This is a genomic window from Hominimerdicola alba (genome assembly GCF_900112155.1).
In the GTDB taxonomy this organism is placed as follows: Bacteria; Bacillota; Clostridia; order Oscillospirales; family Ruminococcaceae; genus Hominimerdicola; species Hominimerdicola alba_D.
The window spans coordinates 1-17583 of sequence record NZ_FOKQ01000057.1 but is presented as its reverse complement, the minus strand read 5'-3'; the positions used below and the strand labels follow the sequence as shown (position 1 = coordinate 17583).

The following is a 17583-nucleotide window of genomic DNA, read 5'->3' as shown; positions in this document are numbered from 1 at the left end:
TCGTTTTGATTACTTTTTCTTGCACTTCTATTATACCATATTTTGTTGGATTTGTCGATATTTCGTTGCTTTATTGCTGTGTGAGGAGAGACTATTTATCCTCGCAATTTCCCCGCCCTGCTTGCATGATGGCTCGTAATGTGGTATAATATAACAGAACATTGTTAACAAAACCTGGAGGTATACAGATGAAACTGCTTTGTATAGACGGCAACAGCATAATGAACCGCGCATTTTACGGCATTCGCATACTCACCAACTCAAATGGCATATGCACCAATGCCCTCACAGGCTTCATGAATATATATCTTAAAGAAATCGAAGAGGTACACCCCGACTGCGTGGCTGTGGCTTTTGACCTTAAAGCCCCCACTTTCAGGCATAAGGCAAATGCGTCCTATAAGGCTAACCGTAAAGGTATGCCCGAAGAACTGGCTCAGCAGATGCCGCTTATCAAGAAGCTTCTCGCTCTTCTGGGCATAAAGACTGTTGAGTGCGAGGGCTATGAAGCCGATGATATCCTCGGCACTCTCTCAAAAGCCGCTTCCGAGAGCGGTAACGAGTGCTATATCCTCACAGGTGACCGCGACAGCTTCCAGCTTGTTGATGAGCGTGTTACTGTCCGCCTTGCAGGCACCAAGGAGACCAAGATTTATACCCCAGAACGCATTATGGAAGAATACGGCGTATCCCCAAGACAGATGATCGAGGTCAAAGCGCTGATGGGCGATACTTCCGATAATATCTCGGGTGTAAAGGGCATAGGTGAAAAGACTGCCCTTAATCTTATACAGCAGGCAGGCACAGTTGAAAACCTCTATGCCGATCTGGATAAATACACCATAACAAAGGGCAACCGCGCAAAGCTCGAAGCAGGTCATCAGGACGCAATTGACAGCCATTTCCTTGCCGAGATATGCCTTGAAGCTCCTGTTGAAAGATCAGTCGAGAGCTACAAGCTCATGCCCCCCGATGCCCCCGAAGCTAAAGCTTTCCTCACCGAGCTTGAAATGCTCAGGCTCATGGAAAGGCTCAAACTCACAGGTGCTGACAGTACCTCAGCTGATGCGGGGGAGGAAACAAAGCTCAAACTCAAAGACCTGCCCAAGTACGAAACAGGTCTGCCCCTTAACGATGATGCCATCGCTCAGATGACCGAGGGCAAGCAGGCGGCTTTCATCTTTGACGGCAATAAGCTTCAGGTCTTCTTTGAGGATAAGGCTTATGCCATCGCTTTCGGTGACTGGGATTTCGACGGCATAGCCCTGAGATTTTTCGAGAGCCCCTGTGAAAAGGTTGCTTTCGAGGGTAAAAAAGCCCATAGATTCGCTTTCGATAACGGCACCCGCCTTAACGTTCTCACATTCTGCTGTGACCTTGCAGGCTATCTGCTGAATTCTCAGGCTGGGGAGTATACCATCGAGAATCTCTGCCTTACCTATAAGGTAACCTATCGTTCAGATATGGGTGATTTCGCAGATGTATGCTCGCTGATACCCTTGTCCGAAAACCTTAAATTACAGCTTGAACAGACAGAGATGCTCAAACTTTTCAATGAGGTGGAAATGCCCCTCTGTGAAGTTCTGGCATCTATGGAGCATTACGGTGTCCGTGCAGATACCAACGGTATACGTGAATTCGGCAAGTGGCTGAAAAAGGATATCGAAGCCCTTACCAAGCAGATATATGACCTTGCAGAGGGCGAATTCAATATCGCTTCACCCAAACAGCTTGGCGAAGTCCTATTTGAAAAACTGGGACTTCCTGCCAAGAAGAAGACCAAGTCGGGCTATTCCACCAATGCGGAAGTTCTTGAAGAACTTGCAGACAAGCACCCCATAGTCCGCCTTGTGCTGGAATACCGCACCCTGACAAAACTCAGCTCCACCTATGTTGACGGTCTGCTGAAAGAGGTTGAATCCGACGGCAGAGTACACAGCATATTCAAACAGACCGAGACCCGTACAGGACGTATAAGCTCCACCGAGCCCAATATGCAGAATATCCCTGTCCGCAAGGAGATAGGGCGCAATATGCGTAAATTCTTCGTTGCAGGGGACGGCTGTACTCTCCTTGATGCGGATTACAGCCAGATAGAACTCCGTGTACTGGCGGCTGTATGCGGCGATGAGAATATGAGAAAAACTTTCGAGGAAGGCACTGATATCCATGCCATGACAGCTTCACAGGTGTTCGGCATACCCGCAGATATGGTGCTCCCCGAGATGAGGTCAGCCGCAAAGGCAGTAAACTTCGGCATAATCTATGGCATCGGAGCATTCTCTCTCTCCAAGGATATAGGTGTCAGCGTGGCAGAAGCCAAGCAGTATATCAAGAACTATCTCGATAACTTCCCAAAGGTATCACAATTCATGGATAAGACCGTTGAGGACGGCATCAAAAACGGATACGTCACCACCATATTCGGCAGAAGAAGATATATCCCCGAGCTTTCAGCAACAAATAAGGTCATGCAGGCTTTCGGCAAGCGTGCCGCCATGAATGCCCCCATACAGGGCGCGGCGGCGGATATCATCAAGATAGCCATGGTAAAGGTCTACCAAAGGCTTAAAGAAGAAAAGCTTGATGCAAGGCTGATACTTCAGGTACACGATGAACTTATAATCGAAGTCACTCCCGAGGATAAGGACAGGGCTTCCGCTGTGCTGAAAGAAGAGATGGAAAACGCAGTCAAGCTTTCAGTGCCTATGGAGGTCTCCGTCGGCGAGGGCGAAAGCTGGTATCTTGCAAAGGGCTAGTACCCACGAAAGGTCGGTTAAGTATGACAGAATTGATCGAGCGTATCAGCAATACTGTTGACAAAAAGAAAGTCAGAAGTTACTGTAACAAAATACTGAAAAAGTGCAGTTTTAAATCAAGCAGAGATCTCCAGAACATATCCGGTTTAGCGACATGGCTGTATATCTACGGCTACTACGATGAAATGATAGAGGTTTGCGACTTAGTGAAAGATATGGAATTTGAAGGTGATTACGATCTATGGTTTATCCCTGAGATGACCATGTGTCTTAAAGCGAGAGTTTTCAGAGAAAGAGGAATGCTTAAAGAAGCTCAGTTATTAGTAGATAAAATCAATGAGCAGCGCGATCCTAGTCTTTATGTAAATCTTGTAGATGAATACGAAGAAAATATGGATGAAAACATCGCAGAGGAAGAAAAAGATCATCCAAGATCATTAGCCTATGGATGGAGATTCTGCAAGCTTCAATTTGCAATAAATTACAGAGAACCGGGTGGATTCCCCATTTCGGATGAAAGATTTGACAATGATATCAAGGAGCTTGTATCCTTTTTACGTCAGGTAAAATAAGGCTGTAAAACATCACGATAAAAAATAGGCGGAGGATAAATTTGAAAGAATTCAGCATAAATAAAAACGATGCGGGACAGCGCATGGATAAATTTCTCACCAAGGCAGTCCCCGCACTGCCGAAAAACCTGATGTACAAATACATCAGGCTAAAGCGCATAAAGCTCAACGGCAAAAGATGTGAGATAAGCACAAAACTCAGCGAGGGCGACAGCGTACAGCTTTATATCAATGACGAATTTTTCCCCGAAGTCCGTGATGAAGCCCACCGTTTCCTCACCGCCCCAAAGGATATCGAGATAGTGTACGAGGATGAAAATATACTCCTATGCGATAAGCCCTGCGGTCTTGTTGTCCATGAGGACGAAAGCGGCTCGGCTGATACCCTCATCGACAGGGTACTGCACTACCTCTACGATAAAGGCGAGTTCGACCCCGATACCGAGAACAGCTTCACTCCCGCCCTATGCAACCGCATCGACAGGAATACCTCTGGTATAGTGATATGTGCCAAAAACGCCGAAAGCCTGCGGGTGCTGAACCAGAAAGTCAAGGACAGGGAACTTGAAAAACTCTACCTCTGCGTGACAACAGGTATCCCAAATAAAAAGTCCGCCGAGCTGAAAGCCTTCCACCGCCGTGACGAAAAAACAAAAGTAGTCCGTGTTGAGGACAAGCAATTTCCGGGAAGCAAGACCATGATAACCCGCTATAAAGTCATCGCCGAGAATAAACAGTCCGATCTTGCACTGCTTGAAGTTGACCTTGTCACAGGCAGAACACACCAGATAAGAGCCCACCTCGCCCATATAGGCTACCCTCTGCTTGGCGACGGAAAATACGGCAGCAACAAAATAAACCGCGCCCTCGGGGTGAAGACCCAAGCGCTGTGTTCCTATAAACTCACATTCAAATTCACCACCGATAGCGGATGTCTGGAATATCTGGACGGTAAGAGTTTTGAAGTAAAGAAAGTCTGGTTCAGGGAGAAGTTTTTCCAGCTGTGAAAACTCGCGGCAATAAAAAATCAGAGCGTATGCAAAACATCAGTTGCATACGCTCTTTCTGCGTCAATATAATTATTTACTAGGCTTGGATCATTCTCCCGCCTTATCCTTCTTCTTGTCATTATGCGGTGCTCTGCCGTAAAGCTCTGTCAGTTCTGCCAGCTTGTCGCTCAGTTTTTCGGTGAGAAGTTCTCCGCTTTCAAGACGCCATTTCCAGTTGGTGCCAACCGTGGAAGGCGTATTCATTCTAGCGGAGGAATCCAGTTCCAGTATATCCTGCATCTGCGCTATCGCCGTGTCGCATACGCTGGACCAGCACAGTCTTATAAGCGCCCAGGGTATATCCGTGTCTTTCTTGACATTCAGATACTTCTTGCAGAAATCAGCTGTCTTTTTGTCACAGCTCTTTATCCAGCCAAGGGCAGTCTCGTTGTCGTGAGTGCCTGTGTAGCATATGCTGTTTGATGTGCTGTAATTGTGAGGAAGATATCCGTTTGAACTGTCGCCGTCAAAGGCGAATTCCAGTATCTTCATTCCGGGATATCCTGCCGCATCAAGCATTTTTACTACCTTTTTGGTAAGGAATCCCAGATCCTCTGCGATTATATCCAACTCACCCAGCTTGCGGTTCACTGCCTTGAAAAGCTTCATATCTGGACCCTTGCTCCAGTGACCCTTTCTTGCATTTGGTGCACCGTAGGGTATGCAGTAGTAGCTTTCAAATCCGCGGAAATGGTCTATCCTGACCGTGTCGTATATCTCGAAAGCTGTGCGTATGCGCTCGATCCACCAGACATACTTTTCCTTAGCCATATAGTCCCAGCGGTACAAGGGGTTGCCCCACAGCTGACCATCCTCTGAAAAGCAATCGGGGGGACAGCCCGCAACTTCGATGGGTTTCTTTTCCTTGTCAAGGTAGAAATACTCAGGAGTCGCCCATACCTCTACACTGTCATAAGCGCAGTATATCGGTATATCGCCGATTATCTTTATGCCTTTGTCATTGGCATATTTTTTCAGTTTCTTCCACTGCTTGAAGTACTCGTACTGCACAAAGCACCAGAAGTCGATATCGTCAGCATAGTCCTTAGCCGCCTGTTTTACAGCCTTGCCCTTGTGCATTTTCAGAGGTTCTTCCCATTCGTACCATGCCTTGCCGCCGTGTGCGAATTTCAGCGCCATGAACAGACCGTAGTCGTATATCCAGTTCTTGTTATCAAGTACGAACTTCACATAACCCTTTGCAGGGTCTTTGCGGAAACGCTTGTGCGCGGTTTTCAGCACATTGAAGATATTCTCGTAAATAGTGCCGTAGTCCACCGAACCCTTTTCCTCGCCCCACTGTATATCCTTGTACTCCTCAGATTTCAGATAGCCGTCCTTTTCAAGGGTCTCAAGGTCGATGAAATAAGGGTTGCCCGCGTGTATCGAAAAGCTCTGATATGGCGAATCACCGTAGCTTGTGGGAGAAACAGGCAGTATCTGCCAGCAGCTCTGCTTTGAGCGTGCAAGAAAATCCACGAACTCATAAGCCTCTTTGCCCATCTTGCCGATGCCGTAGTCATTCGGCAGTGAGGATATATGCATAAGTATTCCGCTTTTTCTCATTTTCAATTACCTCGTAAAGAAGATTTTCCATGTTGTCCGGTATATTATTGACATTCCTATTGTAACATATTTACGTCCAAATGTAAAGTCATCAGGTGCAAATTAAGAACTTACGAACCCCACTCATCGTTCATGAACTCTACTCTGGCACTGAGCCATTCATGCAGATAGTCCGCCGCTTCCTCCTGAGTTTTGCAGTTCTTCGCTCTGTTTGTCAGCTCGCCTGCGAAAGCCTCATTATGTACAAGGTTGTCCCAGCGTGAGTAATTGCGCTCAAATGCGTCCTTGTACTTCGCCTTGTCGCTTTCTATGGTATCCAGAGTTTCCGTAAATACCCCCGCATCATAAGCCGCAGTCCACTTCGCACTGATGATATCCCTGAACCAGTCCTCATACATAAGCACTGCCAGCCATGGGTTGATTGTATCATACTCTCCGCCGCCGTTTGCACCGCCATTGACATCGGGCACGATGTTTGCCGCATAGTATCCCGTGCCGTCAGCACATCTGTCCTTGTTGCCAAGACCCGAATCGAAATCCCAGGGCGCTTCAAAGGTAAGCTTTTTGTCGCCGCCCTCTCCGAAATCAGCGTCCATGTAGAAACTCGACCAGTATATATCGGCATCACAGGTAAGTTCGCTGATGATGTACATATCCGCCAGAGAATCCACATTCACAACTTTCTCCACAGCTTCCTGCGGAGTTATCTTGTCTGTCAGAGAGATAGTTTTGTAGTTATCATCGAATACCCAGGCTTCATCATTGTAAGCCGCACGGTACATTATGTTATAGACATTGTTGGTATAATTGGCAATGAAATCATGCTGTGCCACAGAATAGATATCGCTGTGTATAGTTATGCCGACTTCTTTTTTCGGGTCTTCCTCGTCTCCGCTGCCCAGCACCTGCATAGACCTGCCGCTGCCGTCGTTGCCGTCATAGGGGGTCAGGGGTGCATTTTTGTTGTAGTCCATCCTGAACTGATGCAGGTCGTCCTCATTGTAAAAATATCCGTCGAACTCCATAAAATATCCGATATCCGTGCCCTCATAGTCCTTTTCGGGATCGGTGATATTTACTCTGTTCTGATTTACCTGCTGCTGTTCCGTAAGAAGATATACGCCCCAGTATTTACCGTTGACGATAACATCCACCAGCTGAGTATCAGCCACATAAAGCCCGTCTTCACCGAGTATACCCCTAGCCATCTGTAAAGATGCCTTGTCGCGGAGCATAGAACCGTCCTTGTACTCCGCCAGCAGCAGCCAGTTCTTCATTTCAGCGCCGTCATTCAGACCCAGCACACTCTGCTTTTCATCGAATTTTATCCGCAGAGGTTTCTTGTCATATGTGGTAGTCCAGTTGCCGCGCACTTTTAAATTTCCGCGAAGTCCCTCAGATACTGCCTTGGCATTTTCATCGTAAAGAGTAATGCTGCATTCCTTATAAAAAGGCTCGGGGGGGATTTTATAACCCGGTGTCCAGGAAGCTATCAGTTCGGATATATGACCTGATACCGTTTCCGTGATAAAGTCAAGGGAATCCACTTTGTCTGCATCGTCAGTCACTATGGATATGGTTGCTATTCCGGCGGCAGGGGTTACTTCGGGCAAGTCCTGAGTATCACTGCCGCCATCGGTATCTTCGTTCCCCGACTTGTTATCTGCCTTGTTTTCAGCAGCACTTTCCGCAGAAGAAGACTTCTTCTCCTTATCATCGGTTTTTTCGTTTGAACAGCCTGCCATTGTCAGCACGACCATCACCGCGGCAGCAGCACTTATCAGTCTTTTCATTTTCATTCCTCCGTTCTTTGGTCTTGATGTTATCATTTATCGGTCATTTCCCGAACGCATCGCCTGTGAATTTATCCCTCATTCTTTTTTCAAAGCCCATAACTTGCAACGTCCCTGCTTTCCGCACTCGGTGATTATCCCCATAATAGAAAGCACACGTATGCATTTTCCTGCGGTGTCGGTATTCACACGACAAAGCTTGGCGAACTCTGCCGCCGTGAATCCATCAGGCAGATTCACGGGCAGAAGCGCCGCTATATCCTCTTTTCTCCTTATCACGACTTCCGCAGTCATCTCCACGGGAAGCTTATCTATCTTGTCCGCACGACGTTTTTTCTCTGCCCCGCGGATACGTGTTTCCTCGACCGTCAGCACAGGGAACCTTATTGTAAGGTTATCATTTCCCAGATATTTCCGTATGCCGTAAAGTTCCGAAATGCCGTGCCATATCTTCACCCGCTTGGGTGAAAGCCTCCTCGATACCAGTTCGCCGCTTTCGGGGTCGATATCCAGCAGATATTTCCTGTCCTCTATCGGGTAGACCACCGTCACCCTGCACAGCGGAAGAAGCGCTTCCAGTTTCCGCTCCAGCCGATAAAGCGCCCTTGTCTGTATCTCGATGACTCCGTCTTCCGATACGACGTCTGCCACAAATCCGCCCAGAGGTATCTCCTTGTTCTCCTCACCGCCGCCGTAGTATTCTTTCAGCACCGCGTGGACTGTTTTTTCCGCCAGCGTGCCTATGCCTTTGCTTTGTGGATTTTCAAGCAGCTTTTTACGCGCATTTTCAAATCTCAGCTTGTCCATATCATTTACCGTTTATCAGCCTGCGGTAGGCTCCCGGGGCTGTGCCTGTCCGCTCCTTGAAGCGGTGCATAAAGCATACCTCGTTCTCATATCCGCATAGGTTAGCTATCTCACGCACTGTCAAAGCAGTAGATGAAAGATAGTACTGGGCAGTCCGTATCCTTGCCGAAAGCAGATCTTCATAACAGCTCACCCCGAACCTGCTGCGGTAAAGCTGCTGAAAATGGGAGGGGCTCACCCTGACCCTCTCAGCCAGCTGTGCCACCGAGGTGAACTGACCGGGGTTCGCATATATATCCGCCCGCAGAGCGTCCAGTATCTCCGCATGGGGGTTCAACTGTGCATCGCTTACACCGTCAGATTCCTCGGATATCTTCATAAGCAGAAGCTTTATCAGCATTGATGAATATTCATCCTTGTTCGGCGATTTGGAAAGCTGTTCGCGGCTGAGCATACGCAGTATATCCTCAGCGTCACTGACCCGTCTCGGTGTAAGCAGTCTGTCGAATATCAGACGCTCATCAGCATCGTCATCATCCATGCCGAAATGCAGGAAGTGGTTCACATAACTGCCGCATATCGCACGATAGTACTGTGGGGTACCCTGGCTGTATATTATCGCCGTATCGGGAGATACTGTGGTATCCCTGCCGTCGGTGGTAAGCAGAGCGTCTGTTTTGAATATGATAAGTAAGCAGTCCCCCGAACCCTTGGGACGTTCGATGGAAAAATCTGCCGTGTGATGCATATCCAATCCCATATTATGTAGCCTGAACAATGTCGCCGTCCCCCTTTCTCTGATAATACAAATCATAGGATAAGTAAGTACAAAAATATTATACGTCATTGTATTTGGTTTGTCAATATGTTATATTGTAATTACTGTGAAACGCAGCGCGGACGTTCGCGCATATTACTTAATACTGATTACGGGAGGTATACCGAAATGAAAAATTTTAAGATGCTTGTTAACGCCAATGACAAAACAGGCCACATCAACCGTGAGATATACGGACATTTCTCCGAACATCTTGGCAGATGTATATACGGCGGTATCTATGTGGGCGAGGATTCATCAATCCCAAATATCCACGGTATCAGAAAAGACGTTATCGAAGCATTCAAGCAGATAAAGATGCCTGTACTCCGCTGGCCCGGCGGATGCTTTGCAGATGAGTACCACTGGAAAGACGGCATAGGCGAAAAGTCCTCCCGTAAAAAGATGGTAAATACCAACTGGGGCGGCGTTGTTGAGGATAACAGCTTCGGCACCCACGAATTTATGGAGCTCTGCGAGCTGGTAGGCTGTGAGCCCTACATCGCTGGCAACGTAGGCAGCGGCACCGTTCAGGAAATGGCTGAATGGATAGAGTATATGACTTTCGACGGCATCTCTCCCATGTCCGAACTGAGAAAGAAGAACGGCAGAGAGAAGCCCTGGAAGCTGAAGTATTTCGGCATAGGCAACGAGAACTGGGGCTGCGGCGGAAATATGCGCCCCGAGTACTACCTCGACCAGTACAGACAGTATCAGAGCTACTGCAAGAACTACAGCGGCAACGAACTCTTCAAGGTAGCCTGCGGTCCCGGAGGCGGCGGAGAAGATTGGTATAACTGGACTCAGGTGCTGATGAAGAACCTCAATCCGGATCAGGCAAAGGGTATCTCCTTCCACGCATACAACGTTCCCGACTGGATAGACAAGGGTTCTTCCACCGAGTTTGATGCAAATGATTACTATACCATACTCAATCTGGCTAACTACGTTGATGTTATGCTCACCCGTCACACCGAGATAATGAACCGCTACGACCCCGATAACAAGATAGGTCTTATCATGGACGAGTGGGGCAACTGGTTCAATGTTGAGCCCGGCACAAACCCCGGCTTCCTTTATCAGCAGAACACCATGCGTGACGCTATCGTTGCAGCTATGCAGCTGAATATCTTCAACCGCCACTGCAAGCGCGTTATCATGGCTAATATCGCTCAGGTAGTCAACGTTCTTCAGGCTATAATCCTCACCGAGGGCGAAAAGCTTGTCAAGACTCCTACATTCCACGTTTTCGATATGTTCAAGGCTCATCAGGATGCTGAGTGCGTATACTGCCATACCGATAACGAGAACTGCTGCGAAGGCAAGTGCGTTCCCATGATATCTTCTTCCGCTTCCGTAAAGGACGGCGTTATGACCATAACTCTCGCAAACTGCTCCATCGACGAAGATGCTGAGCTCAGCTGCGATATCTGTAATTTCGACGCAAAGAATGTTGCTGCGAATATCCTCACCGAGGACGTTCATGCCTGCAATACCTTTGATGATCCCGAGAAAGTCGTTATCAAGCCCTACGATGTCAAGCTTGAAAACAGCAAGCTGACCGTAAAGCTCCCCGCTTGCTCGGTAGTCGAGATCACTCTTAATTAACTAATTACACTCCAAATAAACACATTCCAACCAAACAAAGGCGCTTCCGCATCAGTGGAAGCGCCTTTGTTCTGTTAGTGCGAGTAAGCTATCTCGCGAAAGGCTTGCGGATGAGCACACAGTCAGCAAAGCTGACTGTTAGAGGCAGAGCCTCTCGGTCAAGGTACAAAAGCCATCGGCAAATGTACCATGTTATAGAATAACAAACAATCCGCCATGTAAAAAAGCGCGGTATACGGTCGGTGCAGTAGACGCTATCAAAAAATACGAGCGTATGCGACCGTATGCATACGCTCATTCTATGTCCGTAAAATATTGCCAAACCCGTCATCAGACAGCCACAGCCGACACAGTCGCTGTTATCCGATTTCTCGCCCGAAGAACGAGGGGCGAAACCTCACAAACTTCCGACCAAAGACAATTCTCCGACAAATCCAAAACTGATATCAGTTTTTCAATACCTTATATAACTCATCATCATAAGCCGTCAGCTTTATCTCAGCGGTCTTGGTATCAGTATCCAGAATACAGCTGATATAAGTGTTTTCAGAACTATCGTAAAATATCTTTTCGGGATTTGCCGCAGGCTGATAAACCTCATTATAATAATTCCCGTCTATATCCTCTTTTTCAATATCTGAAATATAAAACATAAAAACACTATCCTTCGCATGGGAAAAAGTCGCTTTTTCAATTTTGACATTCTGACAATCTATGTGCAGCCGCGCGGATATTTTATCTTTGTCTTTTTCTGAAAAATGTTCTTCTGTGATACTCTCGGGTCTGAATGATAATTTTAGACCTATGATCAACAATATCACAGCCGCAAATAGGCATAGTATAATAAGGATAACTCGTTTGGATTTACCTGAAAAAACTTTCATTTATAATGTCTCTCTTTCTATCGCGATGTTCGCGCTATTCCTCACTATTCGCCGATGACTTCTTCATTCCTATCAAAGCCACACCGTCCGAAAACTTAGGCAGCTTAGGCAGTTCCTTATCCGCCAGACCCTCTTCAAGCCCCGATATAAATGCCTTTTTGCCGTAAGATGCAAGCTGTGAAAGCGCCTTTTTCGCAGCACTGCGCTGTTCGGGCGGGAGCCTTTTCAGCGCTTTAAGTATCGCTGTCAAAGACTTTCTCTTGTTGCTTCCCAGCTCGTTAAAAGTCTCGCCTTCAGCCGCTTCCAGCACTGAGAATACAGCATCAACAAAAGTATGCCTGTCGCTTTCGTCAAGAGAAGATATCCAGCCTGTCATCGTCTTGTTGACGAATACCCCCAACTTTGAAAGTTCCTCGGCATAATCAAACCCGCAGCGCGTTACCTGCCACGAGTAGGCGATATGCTGCGACAAACCGCTGGCACTGCTCTTGACTATCCTGTTCTGCGTCCGCCCCGAAAGCAGCTGCCCCACCAGCGATGACTGCGGTATCACGCTTATGACCCTTGATGTCACAGCCAGATATTCCTTAGATGCCGCAACTTCCTCGTTGAAGCCCGGGCTGTCAAATGCGAATATCGCCCGAACTCTCTTCCTGATGCTCTTGTCGCAGAACGCCGTCGCGTATATCGCCAGATTTCCGCCCTTTGAATGTCCACCGAGAACAAGTACCTCCTTGCCATCCGAGAAATTCTCGCTAAGGTACTTCACCGCCATGCTCTGTGAAGCTGTTTCGTGCATAAAGCTGAATTTCAGATCTTCCTTCCATCCCGCCAGAGTGCTGTCCGTACCGCGGAAAGCCACAAAGGTAAATTTGTCGAAAATGCAGGTCAGCGCCGCAAACTGTAAATCCCGCGAAGGATCAACATCATTCACGTAACCGCACATACGCATACCATCGAATCTGCGTGATTCCGCCAGCTTGTTCACCAGCTCGATATCCTGATCGTAGCTGATTATCCTAAGTTCGGGCGGAACTTTTTTGCCGTCGAAGCTGTCCCTAAGCTCCGCCAGCGTGACCGTTTTGTCCATGTCCGCAGGAACTATCCCCTCAGCGGGAAAATAACTCAGCTCAGCAAGAATAAGCGCATCCACCGCATTGAACGGCGATACCGAAAAGGGCAGATCGCCCCGCCAGTCAAGATAATCAAGAATGTTAGCCATACCCATCTCCTCCGCTGATATTATAACATATTTTGCTTAAATTGTAAAGATAGTATGTACATATAAAAAATGCGTAAACTGCAAAAGAGGGGAGATTTTGGTCAAGCTTTTCGCTTATCACTCCCAGCGACAGCTCCTCATTCCGTATAAAACAGAATATTTCAAATTAAAACACAAATCCATCACATAAATGCTTTATAATGTAGTCTGTATCACTTTAAAAATTAACCCGTATACGTATATTTATGCGATATTAGGAAAGGAAAGATATCCATGTTAAAAAAGATGATGGCTGTTCTGCTGGCTATGGCTATATGTACAGGTTCTATGGCTGGATGCAGCAATAAAAAAAGCGATAAAAAGGATAAAGACAAGAACAGTTCCGAGACTACCACTAACGAGGACGTGGCAGCAGGTCCTCAGCAGGAGGAAGTTCTGCCTGTTGCTTCGCTGACTGTTGATGGCGAGGCCATCGATACCACTGACTACGTTATGTGCAATATCGGCGGTATCGACATTACATTTGACGAGTTCAGATTCTATTATTTCCAGGCTCTTTCACAGTATGAGCAGTACGGTATCGATGCAAGTGCCCTCAGAGAGAATAACGAGACCTATCAGCAGTTCCTTGAGTATGTTATAGATTCTATCAAGAACGAGCTCGTTACCGACAAGCTGGCAGCAGAGCACAACATCGAGCTGGACGATGAAGATCAGACTGTCATTGACGGCAATGTGAAGAAAAGCAAGGAAAGTTATGACAACGAAGAAGAGTTTGAAAAGGAACTGCAGAGATCTCACCTTACATATGATGTGCTGGTAAAGATGTTCGTAAGGGCACAGACCTACAACAAGGTAATGGCCACGCTGTTTGAAAAGGGCGGCGAGTATGCTACCACAGAGGAAGATTTCCTGAAGCTTATAAATGATCCCAAGGAGTATGCACACGAAGTGCACATAATGATACCTTTCTATGCGCAGGTCGAACTTGATGACAGCACTGCTGCCACCTACGATGATATGACACTTTCCCAGAAGATAGGGGCTAAGAGCTCAGCTTACAATGCTCTCGACGCTGACGCTAAGGCTGTTGCGGCTGCCAAGGCTAAGGAAGTTGCCGAGGAAGCGCTCCAGCGCGTAAAGGACGGCGAGGATTTCTCCAAGCTCATCGAAGAATACGGCTGGGATATCGAGCTTGATGAAGACCCGAACAGAGGTTACTATATGCGCGTTGACAACACAGGCGGCTACCCCAGTTCTCTGCTTGACGAGACGTTCTCTCTTGAACCCGGTCAGGCATCTGACAAGGTTGTTGAGGACGGCACTTACGGTTACTTCATAGTAAAGCGTCTTGAACCTGATGCTGACTATATCAACGAAAACATAGACAAGATGATCACTACAAACGATCAGCCTATGATACAGGAGAAGTTCAGCGAGACAATGGAGTCGATGGCTGTAACTTACTGCGGTGTATGGGACAAGCTTACTTACGATAGTATCACCTGATAATTGAATAAACGGATCACACAGAGACTGCCGCAGATGCGGCGGCCTCTTTTTTGTTAAAAGCCAGGCGAACTCGGGATAATTCGGAAGTTTTATTGACAATGGGAATTAAACGTGATATACTTGATGGTGTTAATAAAATATTAAGCCAATATTGCGTGATTATGCTTTTCATCACACTTTCGCTTGCAGATGTTAAGGGCGGAGAAGCTGTGGATGTCATTGATATATACGTGATAGTGGCTCATGTTAAGGGGAATAAGAAACTGAACTGAAAGACAAGGAGGACTAAAAAATGAAAAGAGCGGCGGCAGTGATTGCAGCTTTAATGCTGGTGACAAGCACGGCAGTTTGTCTGCCTAAGGGAACAGCAGCACCTTTCACGGAGATAACGGCAAGTGCTGAAACCTACGGAGATTTTGAGTATCAGGTACTCGGAGACGGCAACATAAGCATTCTCAAGTACAACGGAAATGCAGATAAAGTATCCATACCTGCATCTATCAACGGCAAGAGGGTAGTCAGCATCGGAGAATATGCTTTTTATATGCATAATAACATCACAGATATAACCATACCTGACACTGTACTGAACATTGGCAGTTTTGCGTTTTCTAACTGTCGCTCTCTGAATAATATCGATATCCCCGACAGTGTTGTAAGTATAAATATATATGCTTTTTATTTATGTTCGGGTCTGACATCCGTTTCGATACCCGCAAGCGTAGCGAGCATAGGCAATTTTAGTTTTTACGGATGCACAAGTCTCACAAATATATCAGTAAGCAAGGACAATCCGTACTACTCCGCAGTTGACGGTGTTTTATTCAACAAGGACAAAACTGTCATTATAAGTTATCCCGCAGGCAAAACTTCCGACGTATACTCTATACCGTCAGGGGTAGTGGAGATAGGCAACGGTGCTTTTGCTGAAAGCAGGAACCTTAAAACTGTGATAATACCCAAAGGTGTATCAAATATAGGCAGCTATGCTTTCTGCAGCTGTAGCGGTCTGACAGTTGCAAAGCTTCCCGATAGCATTATCGGTATAGACAAGTATGCTTTTAACGGCTGCAGTAAACTTGCAGGTATAAATATCCCTGAGGGTGTTAATAGCATCGGTAGTTTTGCTTTTCAGGGGACTGCTCTGACTTCTGTATCCATACCTGACAGTGTTACAAGTATAGGCGATAATGCTTTCGATAATAAGAAAACAGTTCAGGGAGAAAGCCTCAGGATGATCTGCTGCAAGGGAACTGCGGGCGAAAAGTATGCTATGGATAGCAATATAGCATATGAGACTGTCTACCGCGATATTTCGGAGGCTGATATAACTGTTAATCCGTCGGCTTATGTTTATGACGGCACAGCAAAGAACCCCTCTGTAACGGTGAAAAAGTACGGCGAAGAGCTTACCCTCGATACGGATTATATCGTGATGGTGAGCGACAACATTGAGATAGGCACTGCCACTGTGACTGTTGTCGGCAAGGGAAATTTCAGCGGCACAAAGGAAGCGTATTTTGAGATAAAAGACCCTGCCAAGCCCGCTGACAACAAGTGCGGCGATCAGCTTACATGGGAGTTCAGCACTGACGGTACACTGACCATCAGCGGCAAGGGTGATATGTACAACTATGAACTTGGCGACATGCCCTGGTCGAAGGACAGTGACAAGATAAAAAAGGTCGTGATAGGTGAAGGCGTTGAAAGCATATGCTGCTACGCTTTCAGCAATCTGGAAGAACTGGTATCTGTTGAACTTTCGGACAGCCTGAGGATAATCGATGACTATGCATTCTGCAATGACAGAAAGCTCTCCTCGGTAAACAATATCAGTCCCAGCCTGGAAGTAATAGGCTGCTACGCTTTTGACAAGACTGCATGGCTTGAAGCAAAGCGCAGTGAAGATCCTATGGTCATCGTCAACGGTGTACTTATTGACGGAGCAGGCTGCAAGGGAAAAGTTAAAGTTCCTGAGGGCACGAAGATCATCAGCGCCTATTCTTTTTCGGGCAACAGCGCAATCACTTCTGTTGAGCTGCCAAACGACACTAAATACATAAGACAGTGTGCTTTTAAAGACTGCACATCACTTACCGATATCTATATCGACAAGAATGTTGTACTGATATACGATGACGCTTTCAGCGGATGTAGCAATGATCTGACCATACACGCTTTAAAGCACTCCTACGCAGAGATGTATGCTTTTAACAACAAAATTAACTACGCCCAAATGACATACGATTTCTGCACTTGTCTGATAATACTGCCGCAGGATGTTTATGTATACGCGGGCAAGCCGATCGAGCCCTTTGTAACAGTAATCCTGGGAGATAACGTACTTTTACGTGACATTGATTATGTAGTTGAATACAATGACAACGACAGGATAGGCACTGCAGATGTAACTATCAGAGGAATAAATGATTACAGCGGCGTAGCATGGAGAGATTTCACCATCACGGGCAGCAATGGCATGAAAGGCGATGTGAACAACGACGGATTGATAAATATAAGTGATATCTCAAAAACGGCAGCCCATGTAAAGGGCAAAAAGATACTCGATGCTGAACAGCAGATCCGCGCTGATGTAAACGGCGACGGAAAGATCAATGTGACCGACATATCAAAGATAGCGGCTCACGTAAAAGGCAAGAAGCTGTTGTGATTATACAGCAGTAAAAAATCAACAGGGGGCTGTTGCAGCCCCAACAAAGAAAAAGAGCCTGGCACAGTGCCAAGCTCTTCTTTTTGTGGTATAATATAATTGCAAAAACCATTAAACCAACGAAAGGATTGTACCACAAAAATGAGAAATTGTCAAGTGCGTCTTAACATGAATTATGAGATCTACATCGAAGAAAGCTCAACTGTCAGAGTATTGAGCAATGTTATAGATGAGATCTATCAAAAAGAAGAATACACGATAGTAAGCAAGTGGAATGGCGCCATACCCGAGGATATCATGATGAAGATACTCATCTACGGGTA

13 protein-coding genes are annotated in these 17583 nt (G+C 46.6%); 7 read left to right on the top strand and 6 right to left on the bottom strand.

The features are described 5' to 3' along the window. The first annotated feature begins 188 nt into the window (after positions 1-188). Genes polA through BM265_RS17870 form a run of 3 tightly spaced genes read left to right on the top strand, consistent with a single transcriptional unit; the run spans position 189 to position 4338 of the window. Positions 189-2759 (top strand): DNA polymerase I, encoded by a 2571-nt coding sequence (polA, locus tag BM265_RS17880; protein ID WP_074963316.1) that lies wholly within the window; start codon positions 189-191, stop codon positions 2757-2759. Positions 2760-2782: 23 nt separating this feature from the next. Continuing rightward, entirely contained in the window at positions 2783-3331 is a 549-nt protein-coding gene (locus BM265_RS17875; protein ID WP_074963315.1) for a DUF6707 family protein, read from the top strand. A gap of 41 nt (positions 3332-3372) precedes the next feature. Beyond that, positions 3373-4338 carry an RluA family pseudouridine synthase gene (locus BM265_RS17870; RefSeq protein ID WP_074963314.1) on the top strand — a complete coding sequence of 322 codons (966 nt, stop codon included), beginning with the start codon at positions 3373-3375 and terminating at the stop codon, positions 4336-4338. A gap of 90 nt (positions 4339-4428) precedes the next feature. Here the strand turns inward: BM265_RS17870 and malQ are convergent, their stop codons facing one another. The 4 genes from malQ to BM265_RS17850 form a co-directional block, all read right to left on the bottom strand. Next, positions 4429-5946: a 4-alpha-glucanotransferase gene (malQ, locus tag BM265_RS17865; protein ID WP_074963313.1), complete on the bottom strand. Its 1518-nt coding sequence runs from the start codon at positions 5944-5946 to the stop codon at positions 4429-4431. A gap of 110 nt (positions 5947-6056) precedes the next feature. Then, positions 6057-7739: a CotH kinase family protein gene (locus tag BM265_RS17860; protein WP_074963312.1), complete on the bottom strand. Its 1683-nt coding sequence runs from the start codon at positions 7737-7739 to the stop codon at positions 6057-6059. Positions 7740-7817: 78 nt separating this feature from the next. Continuing rightward, complete coding sequence (locus BM265_RS17855; RefSeq protein WP_074963311.1) at positions 7818-8546, bottom strand: DUF8091 domain-containing protein; 729 nt, start codon at positions 8544-8546, stop codon at positions 7818-7820. A 1-nt stretch (position 8547) separates the two neighbouring features. After that, positions 8548-9306 (bottom strand): helix-turn-helix transcriptional regulator, encoded by a 759-nt coding sequence (locus BM265_RS17850; protein ID WP_242940898.1) that lies wholly within the window; start codon positions 9304-9306, stop codon positions 8548-8550. A gap of 186 nt (positions 9307-9492) precedes the next feature. Here BM265_RS17850 and BM265_RS17845 point away from each other — a divergent pair, with 186 nt between their 5' ends. After that, positions 9493-10971, top strand: coding sequence for an alpha-N-arabinofuranosidase (locus tag BM265_RS17845; protein WP_074963310.1), 1479 nt, complete (start codon positions 9493-9495; stop codon positions 10969-10971). 446 nt (positions 10972-11417) lie between these two features. On the opposite strand, the gene BM265_RS19860 is transcribed toward BM265_RS17845, so the two are convergent. Both BM265_RS19860 and BM265_RS17835 read right to left on the bottom strand, forming a co-directional pair. Next, a complete protein-coding gene (locus tag BM265_RS19860) occupies positions 11418-11624 on the bottom strand; it encodes a hypothetical protein (RefSeq protein ID WP_143098777.1) in 207 nt (68 codons plus the stop codon). A 265-nt stretch (positions 11625-11889) separates the two neighbouring features. Then, the gene (locus BM265_RS17835; RefSeq protein WP_074963308.1) at positions 11890-13077 is read right to left on the bottom strand and encodes an Mbeg1-like protein; all 1188 of its coding nucleotides are present in this window, start codon (positions 13075-13077) and stop codon (positions 11890-11892) included. 273 nt (positions 13078-13350) lie between these two features. Here BM265_RS17835 and BM265_RS17830 point away from each other — a divergent pair, with 273 nt between their 5' ends. The 3 genes from BM265_RS17830 to BM265_RS17825 all read left to right on the top strand — a co-directional run bounded on the left by BM265_RS17830 (position 13351) and on the right by BM265_RS17825 (position 17260). Next, positions 13351-14586: a peptidylprolyl isomerase gene (locus tag BM265_RS17830; RefSeq protein ID WP_074963307.1), complete on the top strand. Its 1236-nt coding sequence runs from the start codon at positions 13351-13353 to the stop codon at positions 14584-14586. 101 nt (positions 14587-14687) lie between these two features. Beyond that, positions 14688-14861: a hypothetical protein gene (locus tag BM265_RS20270; protein ID WP_177219634.1), complete on the top strand. Its 174-nt coding sequence runs from the start codon at positions 14688-14690 to the stop codon at positions 14859-14861. Positions 14862-14881: 20 nt separating this feature from the next. Further along, positions 14882-17260: a leucine-rich repeat protein gene (locus BM265_RS17825; RefSeq protein WP_074963306.1), complete on the top strand. Its 2379-nt coding sequence runs from the start codon at positions 14882-14884 to the stop codon at positions 17258-17260. The last annotated feature ends 323 nt before the right edge of the window (positions 17261-17583 follow it).

Coding starts and splice junctions, on each gene's coding strand:
- BM265_RS19860 (WP_143098777.1), bottom strand. CDS start 11,624: ATGTTTTATATTTCAGATATTGAAAAAGAGGATATAGACGGGAATTAT.
- BM265_RS17825 (WP_074963306.1), top strand. CDS start 14,882: ATGAAAAGAGCGGCGGCAGTGATTGCAGCTTTAATGCTGGTGACAAGC.
- BM265_RS17830 (WP_074963307.1), top strand. CDS start 13,351: ATGTTAAAAAAGATGATGGCTGTTCTGCTGGCTATGGCTATATGTACA.
- malQ (WP_074963313.1), bottom strand. CDS start 5,946: ATGAGAAAAAGCGGAATACTTATGCATATATCCTCACTGCCGAATGAC.
- BM265_RS17875 (WP_074963315.1), top strand. CDS start 2,783: ATGACAGAATTGATCGAGCGTATCAGCAATACTGTTGACAAAAAGAAA.
- BM265_RS17860 (WP_074963312.1), bottom strand. CDS start 7,739: ATGAAAAGACTGATAAGTGCTGCTGCCGCGGTGATGGTCGTGCTGACA.
- polA (WP_074963316.1), top strand. CDS start 189: ATGAAACTGCTTTGTATAGACGGCAACAGCATAATGAACCGCGCATTT.
- BM265_RS17855 (WP_074963311.1), bottom strand. CDS start 8,546: ATGGACAAGCTGAGATTTGAAAATGCGCGTAAAAAGCTGCTTGAAAAT.
- BM265_RS17850 (WP_242940898.1), bottom strand. CDS start 9,306: ATGGGATTGGATATGCATCACACGGCAGATTTTTCCATCGAACGTCCC.
- BM265_RS17845 (WP_074963310.1), top strand. CDS start 9,493: ATGAAAAATTTTAAGATGCTTGTTAACGCCAATGACAAAACAGGCCAC.
- BM265_RS20270 (WP_177219634.1), top strand. CDS start 14,688: ATGGGAATTAAACGTGATATACTTGATGGTGTTAATAAAATATTAAGC.
- BM265_RS17835 (WP_074963308.1), bottom strand. CDS start 13,077: ATGGCTAACATTCTTGATTATCTTGACTGGCGGGGCGATCTGCCCTTT.